The following is a 12,744-nucleotide window of genomic DNA, read 5'->3' as shown; positions in this document are numbered from 1 at the left end:
CCTAGCCACGATCGCTTAGCACAGATCTTACCGTCTCAGCGACTCGCCCAATCTGGCCGCGGGTCAACGCGAGGCCGCTGGGAATATAAAAACCTTGCCGATAGAGGCGCTCCGACACGGGATACGATTCGCCGCTGAAGAGCCCCATCTCCCTCAACACCGGCTGTTGGTGTAATGGATAAAAGAACGGCCTAGTGCCAATGCCATTTCTAGCTAACGCAGCCATCGCAGTGTCTGCGTTGAGGCCAAGCGACTCGTCTATTACCAGACCGTACACCCAGTATATATTCTCGGCGTATTCCGTCGACGCGAGAGGAAGCTGCACACCCGCTAGCCCAGAAAACATTTCAGTATAGAGCCTCCCCATCTCTCGCTTGCGCGAAACGAACTCGTCAAGCCGTTCCAGCTGCGCTAGGCCCAACGCAGCCTGCACGTTCGTCATGCGGAGGTTCCAACCCAGCCGCTCATGAACAAAACGCTTACCAGGCTGAAAGCATAGATTGCGTAGGCCCCTACATTTGTCGGCGAGATCCGAGTCATCGACAAGCACCATACCGCCCTCACCAGTGGTGATGTGCTTATTCGGGTAGAAACTGAATGTACTTATGTCCCCAAAGCTACCACAAGGTCGCCCTTTATAGCTCTGACCATGCACCTCAGCGGCATCCTCGATGATGGCCAGTCCGTGCTTCTTCGCGAGGAGAAGCAATGGATCCATATCGACAGGCAACCCATAAATATGCACAACGATAATCGCTCTGGTCCGAGGCGTAATCCGCGCCTCGACTTGCCCAACATCCATGTTCCAGGTAAACGGATCTGAATCTACAACCACAGGCGTGGCACCATTACGCACCAATTGATTTACGCACGAGATTATCGTGAACGCTGGCAGTATAACCTCGTCGCCAACACCAATTCCCAACGCCTCGACCGCAGCATCAATAGCCGCAGTTCCATTCACAACCGCTACCCCATACTTGCGCCCCATACGCGCCGAAAATCGTTTCTCGAACTCCTTGACAAATGGTCCCTCAGACGAGATCCACCCCGTATCAATACATTCTGATAGGTATTTTTTCTCGTTGCCATTAAGTAGCGGCGTGTTAACCGGTATGAAATCATTCATTGCTAGTCTTTCTGTAGCATCACGCAGACACCCCACGTGCGCTCTGACGGGGTATTCGACGTAAGGAATTCCTCGGCGCCGATTCGGGTAAATCCAGCGGCCTCCGCAAGAAGATCTATCTCAGGTAGCGAAAAATGACGCATCCGATGCAGCTCAGACATCACCTTGATTTCGCTGTGTCCAGCGTCCTTCGCATAGATCGTATACTGCACATCTACCCGATCCTCGTTCGGATGGATATGAGGCTCCGCTATCCTCGTGATCTCCGTGTGAGCATCGGCCATCCGTTTGACACGTGTTGAAGGTCGCAATGTATAAACAGCAGGGGTATACCAGAAATCGAAGATGAATAGCCCCCCGCTTAGGAGATGCTCGGAAGCACGAGAAAAAACCGCGTGTAGATCCTCATTCCCAGTTTGATAGCTAATGACATGAAAAAGCGACAAGACCGCATTGTAAACGCGACCCATATTTGCGGTACAGATATCACCCTGTTCACAGGTAAAGCCAATTGCAGGTTCGGCTCTTGCCACCATCTCTGCACTCCGCTCAATGCCGTGAACCCTATACCCCCGCTTAGCTAAAAGCCGCCCATGTTTTCCGGTACCCGAGCCCAGCTCGAGTAGATCACCCCCTCCAATTCCAAACCGGGCCAGAACATCGCAAACGTATTCCACCTCGCCCTCATAGTCCTTGTCTGAGTAAAGTAAATCATAGTAGCGACTGTAAGCGTCGAAGACAGAGCAGCTATTGACCATCACTTCACCTCACGAAAGCGAACGTCTCGGTCATCAATCGGATCGAAGCGAGTCTTGTCGGCATCACCGGCATAGGGTCCCTGCTTTACCTCAATCATCTCGGTCGGTTCAAGCATCGTAAAACCATGCCCCCCATAGGCGAGGAGAATGACGTCCCCAGCGCCGAGAATAGAGCTCTCTAGGTATCGTTTCGACTCGTCGTAAAAATCGACCCTAACTCGCCCACTCTTGATCAAGAGAACCTCTTTGGTATATTGGACTTCCCGCACCACCGGGTTATGAACATGAGGCGGAATAACATGGCCCGCAGGATGATTCATATACCCCAATTGTTGTGAATAGGCACTCGGTGTAAAGAACTCTATCCCATCACGGAAAAACGATGCCCTTAGGATAAGGGCAAGTTCTCGCCCCTCTGTTATTATGCGCTCAATCATGGCTAAGAAACTCCAGTATTTTCGAGGCCTCATTCTGCAGTGCAGCTACGCTGAAACGAACGTTCACGAGATCGTGGCAGTTCTGAGATACTTTAGCGGCGAGGTCGTCATCGGCAAGTAGTCTAAGGATCGCAGTCGCAAATTCCTGAGGAGTATCTGCTAGCAAGATATGTTTCCCGTCAACAACGGGAATACCTTCTGCTCCGAGAGTGGTCGAAACAATCGGAATTCCGCATGAGCCCGCTTCAAGTATCTTAAAACGTGTTCCAGATTCGAACTTCAACGGCACAAGCGCAATAGTGGCATTTTTCAGATAGGGGAGAACACTGTCTAAACGGCCGGTCACTGTGACATTCGGATTAACCACGTTACCAAACCCCTTTTCTGAGCCACGACCAACAATATAGAAATGTAATTCCGGGTAAACACGCCAAACGATGGGAAGAACCTCCTCGAGCACCCATCGAGCTGCGGCATCCATCGGGCTGTGGTAATGGCCAAAAGTCCCCGCCAGATAAACTGATGGCTTTTTGAACCCATCTGGAGGCCCGATCATAGATCTATAGCTATCAATATCGATTGCATTAGAAAACACCCAGACTCTATTTGGGTCGGCCGCTATGTCACGGTAATAGCTGGCATCGATCTCGGAAACCGCCGTAGTCACCTCACATGCATCCACCCATGCGCGTTCCTCTCTCCTTTTCCTGTAACCATTATATAATATACGAAGCCTCCGCAATTTCGTTGTATATGGCAGCTCCCTCAAGATAAATCGCGACCATACGCTGTCCGTGTCGCATACGATCTTTAGACCTGGCCTCTTTCTTTTTATATATCTAATTAGCGAGTACGAGATATTTCCATACCCGAACCACACTACATCAATATCATAATTAGCGGCATATTCCAGTATATATTCCCCATGCCGCTTGGACGCGAAATCCGCCAATCGATTGACGACCCTGGAATACTGTCTAATCCACCACGATGACGAGGCTGCTAGTGGTCTCGTGTATATCGTCGTACACGCTTTGGCATACCTCTGATAAAACTTCTCAGCTTCGTCAACGGGCCCAGTTGGTGAGTGCGCTCTATGCAAGATGTATAGATCACAAACCTTCGATAGCGCTTTGATGGAGTTTTCTATTCTGAGCTGGGGACCGCCCGCAGGCGGATGCTCCAAGATTGGGGTGGTAAACAGGACCCTCATTATTCTGCTCTCAGGTCATCGATATCTGCAAGAACCATCTCCTTCACAATCTGATCGAAGGTTTTGGTCGGATTCCAATTAAGCTTAGTGCGAGCTTTGTTAGCATCGCCGCAGAGCGGAACGGATTCGCCCGGACGGAAGTGAGACATATTAATGGAGGTGAAGGACCGATAGTCGAGCCCTACTACCCCAAAGGCTTCACTTAGAAAGTCCCGGACTGAATGTAGCTTGCCGGTCGCGACTACATAATCTTCCGGGGAATCAGATTGCAGCATAGCATGCATCGCCGTTACGTAATCCGGTGCGTAGCCCCAATCCCTCAACGCATCTATATTTCCAATCTCCAGTTTGTCGATCATGCCAAGGTGAATCTTGGCTACAGTTGAGCTGATTTTCCGGGTGACGAATTGATACCCCCTACGGGGTGATTCATGGTTATAAAGTATTCCGGCAGCAACGAAGAGCCCGTGGTGTTCACGATAATTCCTCGCAAGATGGAAGGCCGCGAGCTTAGAAATGCCATATACTGATCTAGGATTGAAGGCCGTCAACTCGTTCTGCGGAGATTGCGCAGAGTCACCAAACATCTCACTTGAGCCCGCGAAATAAACACGGCAAGTCGGCACCAATTCTTTGATCCCAGCCAGCAATGCATGAGTAGCATTGAAATTATTTGCCACCAAGGCGAACTCGTCCTCGAAGTTGTAGCTCACGAAGCTCGATGACGCGAGATGGTAACATTCATCGGGACGAGTCTCAGAAATTATCTTATAGAGGCTCAGATGATTATCTATCGCACCGACATGAAGCTCCACCTCACCCAGGACATTGGAAAGGTTAATCATCCGACGGGGTGGGTCCTCAAGGGCCTCCCGACGAACAACCCCGTGAACTGCATAGCCCTTGGCTAGTAGCAGCTCCGCCAGATAGGAGCCATCTTGGCCCGTGATACCGGTGATAAGCGCCTTTTTCATACGCATACACGCCTACTGCAGATCAGAATCTTTCGTGTTTCGGGATGGGAGCTGCTCACGCTTATATCGAAGCCATAGTCTCCGATCAGCTTGGTTAGCGTTTGAATGTTGTAACCAGTGAGTATCTTTCTGTTCTTCGCATACGCGGGGAAGAACTCTGGCTCGTTCTGTATCATCGGATCGTTCGGCTCTATAAACTCTATTATGACCTGTTTCTTACTTAACGCGAACAGCGACGCTAAGATCTCACCAAAACTCAACCCCAACCCTAATGCTAGATGATGAATAATGCCCAGCGCGATGACGGAGTCAGACCTCAGCCGCTCCGTGGCGTTGATCAGAATTCGGTTCCCGTCGTATATGGAATACCTATCTTGAGTCAATTTCGTAAAGTCCATGACCAGGGGCAATATATTCAGGCGGAAGTCTCGAACTCGACTGTACAATACCTCCACACAACTCTCATCTATATCAAAGGCCACCACAGATTTACCCAGTTTCTCGGCCATCATCGCAAACCAGCCGGTATTGCACGCAACATCCAGCACACTCCTGATTCCGGGTCTATTTAATGCGTCATATACGGATCGCTGTTTCTCATTCCACGTCTCGGAATACTCAACGGCTTGGTCTTCCTTCTTTTTTTTGTAATATGACGAATAGGCGCTCCCACCCGCCGCCACATTCAGGCATTCCACATGTGACCTTAGTCTATTATAGAAGTGCCTTACATCAAACTTATGCGACAGTTCCGAGAATATGCGATCCTCGGCTAGTTTAGCTCTGATAACCCTCGCAATGCTCTTGACAGACGAGCGGCTTATCATAGGTCGCCTCAAAAAATCGCGCCGAGATATGAGAGACGTGGACGCATTAAGCGTGGTCTCCTCTATCCGCTGCCTAGCTCGCTCTCTATTCCCGATTAAGTATAGAAGTATCGGAGCCATGAAATAGGGTTGGTACATTCTCTTGTGGATTTCACCGACCAACATTGCGATGCGTACGCTTTCCGGGCTGTCGCGGTAATCCTGGTTGGACTTTAAATAGCTCTCATGAAATAGGCCATTCTTCGTGACGAGCGAAGTAAAATCGATAAAAATAGCCTGTCCCCGATCGAACAGAATATTCCATGGATGAGCGTCCTTTAAAAAGACCCCCATTTTAAGCAAGTTTTCAGCGAGCCTGAGATGGGACGTTGCCGCATCCTGAAGCATGGAAGCACACCATTCATGCGGGTAGGAGATGCGTGCTACCCGCTCGTGCCTCAAAACGAGCGAGTTGTTATCCGCGCTCAACTCAGGAGGTAACATATCAGTCGCGCAAATATCAGCATCTACAAGCCCCTCGATCTTGTTCCCGACGATATCGAGGACTTCTCTCACGCTTGCCTCATGTGGCGGCGCGATCAGGCGGTAAACTCCTGTCTCACTTATGTAGACACGCCCCTGACTGTCACAGCTCGCCATCTTTAGCATCTAATCTCCTCGATTACTTGGTTGATCATTACCCTACCTCTGCCGTCATACTGGCCCCCGCTCCGCCTGCTTTTACATCACCCACCATACGACACGCTAAAGCGCCCTCTTTCAAGTCCAGGGGCTTGTGCAGTACTTTGGGTTATGGAGAATAGAGCGCTGCCTTACCTCGATTCGCATTGTTTCTACCTGTTCCGTAGGAGCATCATGCCAGTCAGGTCACGACCGACCAATAGTGTCCTCTAGCTCTTGGCTCATTATGAAATCCGTACCATCCAGTATCCTCTCACAGAGAAAGTCGATCATTGGATCCGCCCCTGGGAGCAATCGTTTCCTCTTGTCGAACTGAAACCGCCACCATTTCGAGCTAGGATCCGTAACCACGGATACAGGAATCTGCCTTAGAATAAAATAACAATAGGCATACTTCTGTGCTAGTTCGATCTGGGATTTGGTCAATGTTCCAGTATAAGCCACACTACGTAGCAACTTCTTGTATGCGTCTTTGCTTTCGGCATCTAAAGTAAACCCTCTCTTCCCGTAGTGGGCGTCGCCCGCCAGAATTACAGGCTTCCCACGCATAGCCAGTTCGAGCCCCGCCGTTCCATATACGGTTATAGCTCCATCTACTAAATCAAAAAAATCCAGTGGGCTTATTTCTTCCTCGGCAGGTAATATCGTTATGTTCTCTGGAAGATCATGGAAGTTCTCCCGGAGTAACGATTCAACACCGCTATCCGGATTATCCCATGCTTCGGCGGGATGCACCTTAACCAGCCACTGAACACCTGGAATATCCTTGGCGGTTTTGATAGTATCGATCATCCACTCATTGAACGATTCATACAGCATCGGCGCGTAGTCGCTAACAGCGTCCCAGTTTATGTGTGCCATTATTCCCCAGATTGGCCTCGTCTTGTCGAGGCCATATCGAGCAATCACCTCGCTAATCGTTCCGGTGTAGGTTTTGAACCGCTTCATGTCGAAACTAGCATCTCTCTGATACCGATCGATTAAGTAATTATCGAGGCGAGCTCTTTGTTGTCTGGTGAAGGGCATTGACGCGACTCTGTCCCACGCTTGGGCGCTGATGCTATGGAAATCGATACGCACACCATCCTGTACATGCTTAAAATAGAACCGTGCGGGCAGATATGAAGCCATCCAAGCGACTATCGGAATCTGCATTCCGAGTGCTGTATGCAGGGCTGGCCCCCAATCGACATATGTACCGTGAGACATGAAGAGCCTTGATGGCCTGTGCTTGTTGAGGGCGTTGCGCGCTGCTGCAGCACACACCAGCCCGCTATACGTATATTCCCGAACTAACCGCGAATCAGTCGGGACGTCATGTCCCTTTAGATAGCGTAAGATTGCGGACTTGACATTACTCCCAATGAAAACACCGTGGCAACTTAGACCGTCAATCGTGTCCCACGTAACCATATCGGACGCTCTTCTCGCTTCGTCCAACTCTTGCTTAGAGACATAATCTCCGATAAAGGAATGACTAATGCCTAGCTCTGTGAGGGTGTTCGAGCAAATACGCTTACAAGGCCCACAGGCCTCGCCCCACTTCTCAATCAGGGTCTGGTCGGTAATTTCTCTCTTCACACACGCAGAAAATACTCCATCGCAGAGAATCGCATGTACATCGTACCCACGCAGTTTTAGCGCGGCAGCGACCGCCCCTTCGAGATGCAGCATAAGCGGCATCCCGCCCGGCACCCACAACAATATCTTTTCTCGTTTTTTGGGGGACTTTGGGACTCTATATAGACGCTGCATTGCGCGGTTTCGCCAACTTGCGACTACCCCCCCTCTTGCTCGAGCCCATAACCCCTTTATCGCGGAATATCTCATGATGAACAAGTCCGATAGGAGATTAATCTGCGAAAACATTGTGCCGAGTTGGCCAATTAGGTCCATATCCCAATAATAATGAGTTGATGCGATGACAAATCTCGCATGAACCCTTTGCGTAACTCATATACTGATCTCTCATTGTGACATCCCGGAAGCGAACCATAACATCTATCCTTTGCCCACGCGGGCCGTGATCTCGCCGTCATGGCCAGGAGTTGGCTGTCTGATCTAGATACTCACGTGCAATCATCGGTCGCTGCGGCATGAAGCCGCGGCTCGTTTACCATGTGAGTATACTGAATATAGATCGGTCAAAAGCCAGCCCTGAGAACTCGCTACGATATTTCAATATTATTACGACGATGAGGAGCTTCTCAGCGCCGCTCCCTTGTTGTGCACCGATTTGGAGGAATGCGACGCATCGTTGGGAAACTACTGGGTGGTGTCATTTTACGACGCCCGATCATTCGCCGGCCCCTGTAGAACAGAGGGATCCGAATCCGAGTGGAAATGGGAGTGTACGCGCTGCTCAGTCAAACAGCTGTTCAGCAACTCGATCCCGTTGCGCTGGAGCCCAACGCCATCGTATATCAACCTCCGCCGCGCAAACGGCTCCGGTCGCAGCGAGCCATCGGGTTGGAGAACCCATGACAAACTTCTCTGGCGATGTGCATTCCGTTTTTGTGAGTTACAATCGCGACCTTTTCGAGGTCCAGATGGGCCATGGATCAGCTCATCCTTTTCGCATGATGTTGCGCATCCATATCCGTTGTCAGCTATCCTGTTAAGGAAGTAGATCCGCAAGAATCTCGATTTCTCTATGCGGTAAAACACACCTTCTCCCTTCAGGTGGAATGCAACTTATCACGCGCTTACTCGCCAGCAAGCCGACAACCATCGCCATAGACTGGCAGCCAACTACGATATCGCTATCTGCAATCTCGGCCAACAGGGCACGCTCCCCGCCCCGCGTGATAGGTAGGTCAAACTCTTTAGCTGCCCACGAGTACTTATCTTGGTCCTCGGAGGGGTGCGGGCGTATGCGCACCTCACCAATCTCACTTCCCAATACATCCACGTGGTTCAGAAAGTAGCGCAGGGCGTCTTCTTCCACATAGCCCCAATATCTCTCGCTACCGTAGCGCAACCTAGCGTGCTCCTTAACCGGCTCGCATATATACAAAACGGATAGCCGTCCTTCGGATTTCTTGTGCTGGCCGAGGGCGAGTATCTCCTCTTTAATTTCTAGAAAATATGGATTCTCCACCATGTGGACACAATGGCCTGGAAAGCTTTTCTGGGCCATCTTTAGTCCAATCGAGTCGCCTACCCAAATCTGGTCTGGTAACACCCGTTCATTGTTGCGAACGAATCTTTCGCCATAGTTAACCCAGTGATCGAGAAAGGCCACTGACGGCTTGCCAACTATCTTGCTCTTACTAATCGCACGAAACTCCAGATCCGACTGCCAGCTTGTAGAACACAGGACCGACTCCGCCCGCTCAAGAGCATCAGCCAACGGGATGATTTCCGAAACTCCCAGCTTACGTTCAAATATCTTTCGCGCTGGCCCATCCAGCACGTACACTGGCTTCACTGCATGGCGACGGACGTAGCTACTCAAGACCTCAGCGCCACCCGCGTCATGGGAAACTATGGCGACAGTGCCGTTCTGATGGAGCAGCCGTCTGCATTCAGCCACGAGGTTTCCACCTGACAATAGATACTGGTGCCAGCGGATTACTTCCGAATACACTCGGTCGCTCGTCGACGATCTCGATTAACCCCTCCATCTCATAGGTCCGCAGCATAGTCATCATAGATCGATTATAGTCATTTAATTCAGCGTATCTTCTCCATAGCATCTGCAGCAACGAATCATTTGACCAATGCTCATAAATCGGCTCAATATGCACAACTGCGGCTGGCTGACGCCGAATAATCTCCTCCATCGTCCTGCGCGGGAACCCCTTCACGTAGGCCATGGCCCAGCATGTCAAAAAAATGGCATTTTCGGGTATTGCGAAGGCACTTAAGTTGAGGTCATTTAGATCGCAGTGGCCAGCCTGAACGGTAAGCCCTTGATTGGCAGCCAAAAGCTTGATACAAGAGACCCCAGCATCCGTGTATTCGCCAGCCGTATACGCAACTCGAGTAAAGCCACGGAGACTACATAATTTAAAAAGTAATGCTCCATAACCGGCGCCGAGTTCCACTAGGTGTCCGGTCTCCCCAACCACCGTCTGGAGCTCATCTCGAATCAATTGGAAATACTTATTCTGAACAACATCCGAATCCGCCACATAAAGGCCGCCGTTGGCGTAGAACGAGACCGACCTCCTTTCTCCACTACTTAGCCGATCGGCGTCCGCAATACTCGCATCTTTGATACGACGGAGCTGCCCAAGCAAAATACCCCATTTATTCCTTTCGTACTCCCTAAGCACGCTGTCGGCAGTCTTTCTCAGAGTGTGGGGGAAGGCCTCAAGACCTAATAAGTACGGAATCCAAGTTGTGTAGCGTGGTAGCTCGTCTAATCCTAGGATCCGGGGCTCGGACCGAACGTTCATAGCGTTGTTTCTCGAAATGACGTTATGAGATCACCTAAATTCGCCCAAACCTTTCTGATTGCCCGCACCACGAGGTCAATTTCTCCGTCATCAAGCTCGTGCATGCACATGGCAAAGCCAATATAAGTTTTCTCGTGCAATTCTTCCGCAACTGGGCAGATCCCTTTGGCATAGCTTACCTCACGTCGACAAATATCTGAACTCCAGGGAAAGCCACCCGGGCCATATGCAATCTTCTCCTGATACATCGGCAACATATGGATATTCGCGTATCCGCCGACGAGTCCTGCCACTCCTTCAGCCTCAAGAGCCTTGATAATTACAGATCTCGGCAATCCTAATGCGTCTGTATCCACTACCAACGGGTACATGTAATATGCGTGTGTGCAACCCGATTCGACCTCAGGTGTACGCAACCCATAAAGGCCCTTCAATCCTGCACTCAATCGCTCAGCAGCATGCTGACGCCCCGCTACGAAACTCCCGAGCTTCTTGAGCTGCTCAATGCCGATCGCGCTCTCAATCTCACCCATACGAAAGTTGTAGCCGATCATGTTAACCAAGTTGTTCTCGCCCTTGGCTCCCACAACGGCCTCAGCATGGTTTCTAATTAACCTAAGTCGCTCTGCGATCTGATCGTCATTGGTAATAAGGACGCCGCCCTCACCGGTGTGAACATGCTTATGATAATTTAGGCTATAGCTGCCGACGTCAGCCCAAGTTCCAGTCATCTTCTTCTTGTAATAGGTTCCGGGCGCCTGTGCAGCGTCGGATATTACCTTAAGACCATATCTTTTCGCTATCGCCATCAGACGTTCCATATCGGCAGAGTGTCCCAGAATATCCACCGCCATGATCGCCTTCGTATAGGGCGTGATGTTTGCCTCGACCGAGTCCGGATCTAGACAAAACGTGACTGGCTCGATATCTGCAAATACTGGGATCGCATTCCAGTGGAGTATTGCTGTAGCGCTTGCGCACATGGTCCAGGGCGTCACGATAATTTCATCGCCCGGCGCTATTCCCAAGGCGCCGACAGCCGCAATCAGGCCCGATGTCGCGGAATTGACAGTGACTGCATGCTTGACACCAAAATATGTCTCACATAGACGCTCGAACTCCTGGACCTTTGGGCCGCCGTAGAAATCAGCATGCCATGAACCCAAAAAACGTGATAGCACTCCACTCTCCATCACTGCCTTGGCCGCCTCGACCTCCTCAACGCCAATAGAGTTATATCTTTTGAACGCAGAGGTGATAGTCTTCTCGCCCCCTAAGATCGCCAATTTGCTATTGTTCATTTTCTGCTCTTTAGTATAGAACCCATTGCCTCAATTGTCCGTAGACCGTCACTCCCACTGCATAAATCTGCTCTGCTTCCTCGCAAGGCATTCTCTAATTGCTCCACGACATGCCATTGGTAATGGTCAAACATAGAGGGAACCTCCTCTGGATGCGAATCCAAGAATATATAGTCTGGGAGATTCCTGTCGGCCCTAGCTCCGTTCCATTCGATATACCGTCCGCCGTTTTCATAACGAAGTCGGCCATTCGCTGCAATCAGTTCTATTGCATTATGTGAGAACCTCCGATCTTCCGCCGCCAGAAACACAATTTCACCTCGTGCAAATCTTACGCGCACGTCTGGTTCTGCATCGTGGGCTGATAACGTCCTCCCCCGACTCAGCAACTCGAAGTGTTGCATTTCGCCCAGCCAATACTCCAACAAATTGAAGAAGTGTGATCCGTTATGAATAAACCCCTTTGAATACCATGTTACGCCCTTTATGGGCCCCGAAATTCGGTTGTTCTCAATACGTCGCTTTACTTCGATTGCGCCAGGCTCAGAACGACGCATGTAATTCACATATAAGGTCACTCTGTTTTCAACGCACAGTTCAAGTATCTTGCGCGATTCTTTGATGCCGTAAGACAGGGGCTTCTCACAGAGTATCACTTTAGGATTCTGATAAGCCAATAACCTGCCAATTAGCTCACCGTGCGTCACGGTGGGCGTTGCAATGACAACAAGATCAACGGGATGCGCCTCGAGCGCCTGTTCGATAGTCTTATAGGCTGGTGCGTTATAGGTGTTCTGAAAGGTATTTCTCTCATTTTGACTCTGGTCTACCGCCCCGACCAAATTGAACTCTCTGTGCAAACTCAGAGCCCTGGCATGAGAATACACGAAGTCCACCGGGGCTAGAGCGAGGTCATAGCCCATACCAATTCGACCTAAGCCAACTATCAGCGCATTCCAACTCATTACTCTTGCACCCCACCTTTGAACTATTCACTGGACTGTCGCAGTGTCCCGAAGCC

The 12,744-nt window shown here is 50.4% G+C and carries 11 protein-coding genes; all 11 read right to left on the bottom strand.

Going from position 1 to position 12,744, the window contains the following annotated elements; all coding sequences use genetic code 11:
- Position 1: 1 nt before the first annotated feature.
- Positions 2 to 1,129, bottom strand: coding sequence for a DegT/DnrJ/EryC1/StrS family aminotransferase (locus ACVCMJ_RS12575; RefSeq protein ID WP_447081737.1), 1,128 nt, complete (start codon positions 1,127 to 1,129; stop codon positions 2 to 4).
- Positions 1,130 to 1,131: 2 nt separating this feature from the next.
- Entirely contained in the window at positions 1,132 to 1,887 is a 756-nt protein-coding gene (locus ACVCMJ_RS12570) for a class I SAM-dependent DNA methyltransferase (protein ID WP_447081736.1), read from the bottom strand.
- Positions 1,887 to 2,324, bottom strand: a complete 438-nt coding sequence (locus tag ACVCMJ_RS12565) for a hypothetical protein (protein ID WP_447081735.1) — start codon at positions 2,322 to 2,324, stop codon at positions 1,887 to 1,889. The genes ACVCMJ_RS12570 and ACVCMJ_RS12565 overlap by 1 nt, the downstream gene beginning before the upstream one ends.
- Positions 2,317 to 2,991 carry a glycosyltransferase family 4 protein gene (locus tag ACVCMJ_RS12560; RefSeq protein ID WP_447081734.1) on the bottom strand — a complete coding sequence of 225 codons (675 nt, stop codon included), beginning with the start codon at positions 2,989 to 2,991 and terminating at the stop codon, positions 2,317 to 2,319. Before ACVCMJ_RS12560 ends, ACVCMJ_RS12565 begins: the two co-directional genes overlap by 8 nt.
- A gap of 545 nt (positions 2,992 to 3,536) precedes the next feature.
- Positions 3,537 to 4,511, bottom strand: coding sequence for a GDP-mannose 4,6-dehydratase (locus tag ACVCMJ_RS12555; RefSeq protein ID WP_447081733.1), 975 nt, complete (start codon positions 4,509 to 4,511; stop codon positions 3,537 to 3,539).
- The gene (locus ACVCMJ_RS12550) at positions 4,508 to 5,986 is read right to left on the bottom strand and encodes a class I SAM-dependent methyltransferase (protein ID WP_447081732.1); all 1,479 of its coding nucleotides are present in this window, start codon (positions 5,984 to 5,986) and stop codon (positions 4,508 to 4,510) included. Before ACVCMJ_RS12550 ends, ACVCMJ_RS12555 begins: the two co-directional genes overlap by 4 nt.
- 219 nt (positions 5,987 to 6,205) lie before the next feature.
- Positions 6,206 to 7,693 carry a hypothetical protein gene (locus tag ACVCMJ_RS12545; RefSeq protein ID WP_447081731.1) on the bottom strand — a complete coding sequence of 496 codons (1,488 nt, stop codon included), beginning with the start codon at positions 7,691 to 7,693 and terminating at the stop codon, positions 6,206 to 6,208.
- Positions 7,694 to 8,636: 943 nt separating this feature from the next.
- On the bottom strand, positions 8,637 to 9,554 hold the full coding sequence (locus ACVCMJ_RS12540; RefSeq protein WP_447081730.1) for a hypothetical protein: 918 nt from the start codon (positions 9,552 to 9,554) through the stop codon (positions 8,637 to 8,639).
- Positions 9,547 to 10,422, bottom strand: coding sequence for a hypothetical protein (locus ACVCMJ_RS12535; RefSeq protein WP_447081729.1), 876 nt, complete (start codon positions 10,420 to 10,422; stop codon positions 9,547 to 9,549). Before ACVCMJ_RS12535 ends, ACVCMJ_RS12540 begins: the two co-directional genes overlap by 8 nt.
- On the bottom strand, positions 10,419 to 11,723 hold the full coding sequence (locus ACVCMJ_RS12530) for a DegT/DnrJ/EryC1/StrS family aminotransferase (protein WP_447081728.1): 1,305 nt from the start codon (positions 11,721 to 11,723) through the stop codon (positions 10,419 to 10,421). Before ACVCMJ_RS12530 ends, ACVCMJ_RS12535 begins: the two co-directional genes overlap by 4 nt.
- Positions 11,720 to 12,688, bottom strand: a complete 969-nt coding sequence (locus ACVCMJ_RS12525) for a Gfo/Idh/MocA family protein (protein WP_447081727.1) — start codon at positions 12,686 to 12,688, stop codon at positions 11,720 to 11,722. Before ACVCMJ_RS12525 ends, ACVCMJ_RS12530 begins: the two co-directional genes overlap by 4 nt.
- Positions 12,689 to 12,744: the final 56 nt, after the last annotated feature.

It is taken from the genome of Castellaniella sp. UC4447_H14, from assembly GCF_052978285.1.
Note: the sequence above shows the minus strand (reverse complement) of the source record. Positions and strands in the feature narration are given on the sequence as shown.

Bases quoted from the DNA above. Each gene is read 5' to 3' on its own strand.
- ACVCMJ_RS12575 (WP_447081737.1), bottom strand. From the start codon at position 1,129: ATGAATGATTTCATACCGGTTAACACGCCGCTACTTAATGGCAACGAG.
- ACVCMJ_RS12570 (WP_447081736.1), bottom strand. From the start codon at position 1,887: ATGGTCAATAGCTGCTCTGTCTTCGACGCTTACAGTCGCTACTATGAT.
- ACVCMJ_RS12565 (WP_447081735.1), bottom strand. From the start codon at position 2,324: ATGATTGAGCGCATAATAACAGAGGGGCGAGAACTTGCCCTTATCCTA.
- ACVCMJ_RS12555 (WP_447081733.1), bottom strand. From the start codon at position 4,511: ATGAAAAAGGCGCTTATCACCGGTATCACGGGCCAAGATGGCTCCTAT.
- ACVCMJ_RS12550 (WP_447081732.1), bottom strand. From the start codon at position 5,986: ATGCTAAAGATGGCGAGCTGTGACAGTCAGGGGCGTGTCTACATAAGT.
- ACVCMJ_RS12545 (WP_447081731.1), bottom strand. From the start codon at position 7,693: ATGCTGCATCTCGAAGGGGCGGTCGCTGCCGCGCTAAAACTGCGTGGG.
- ACVCMJ_RS12535 (WP_447081729.1), bottom strand. From the start codon at position 10,422: ATGAACGTTCGGTCCGAGCCCCGGATCCTAGGATTAGACGAGCTACCA.
- ACVCMJ_RS12530 (WP_447081728.1), bottom strand. From the start codon at position 11,723: ATGAACAATAGCAAATTGGCGATCTTAGGGGGCGAGAAGACTATCACC.
- ACVCMJ_RS12525 (WP_447081727.1), bottom strand. From the start codon at position 12,688: ATGAGTTGGAATGCGCTGATAGTTGGCTTAGGTCGAATTGGTATGGGC.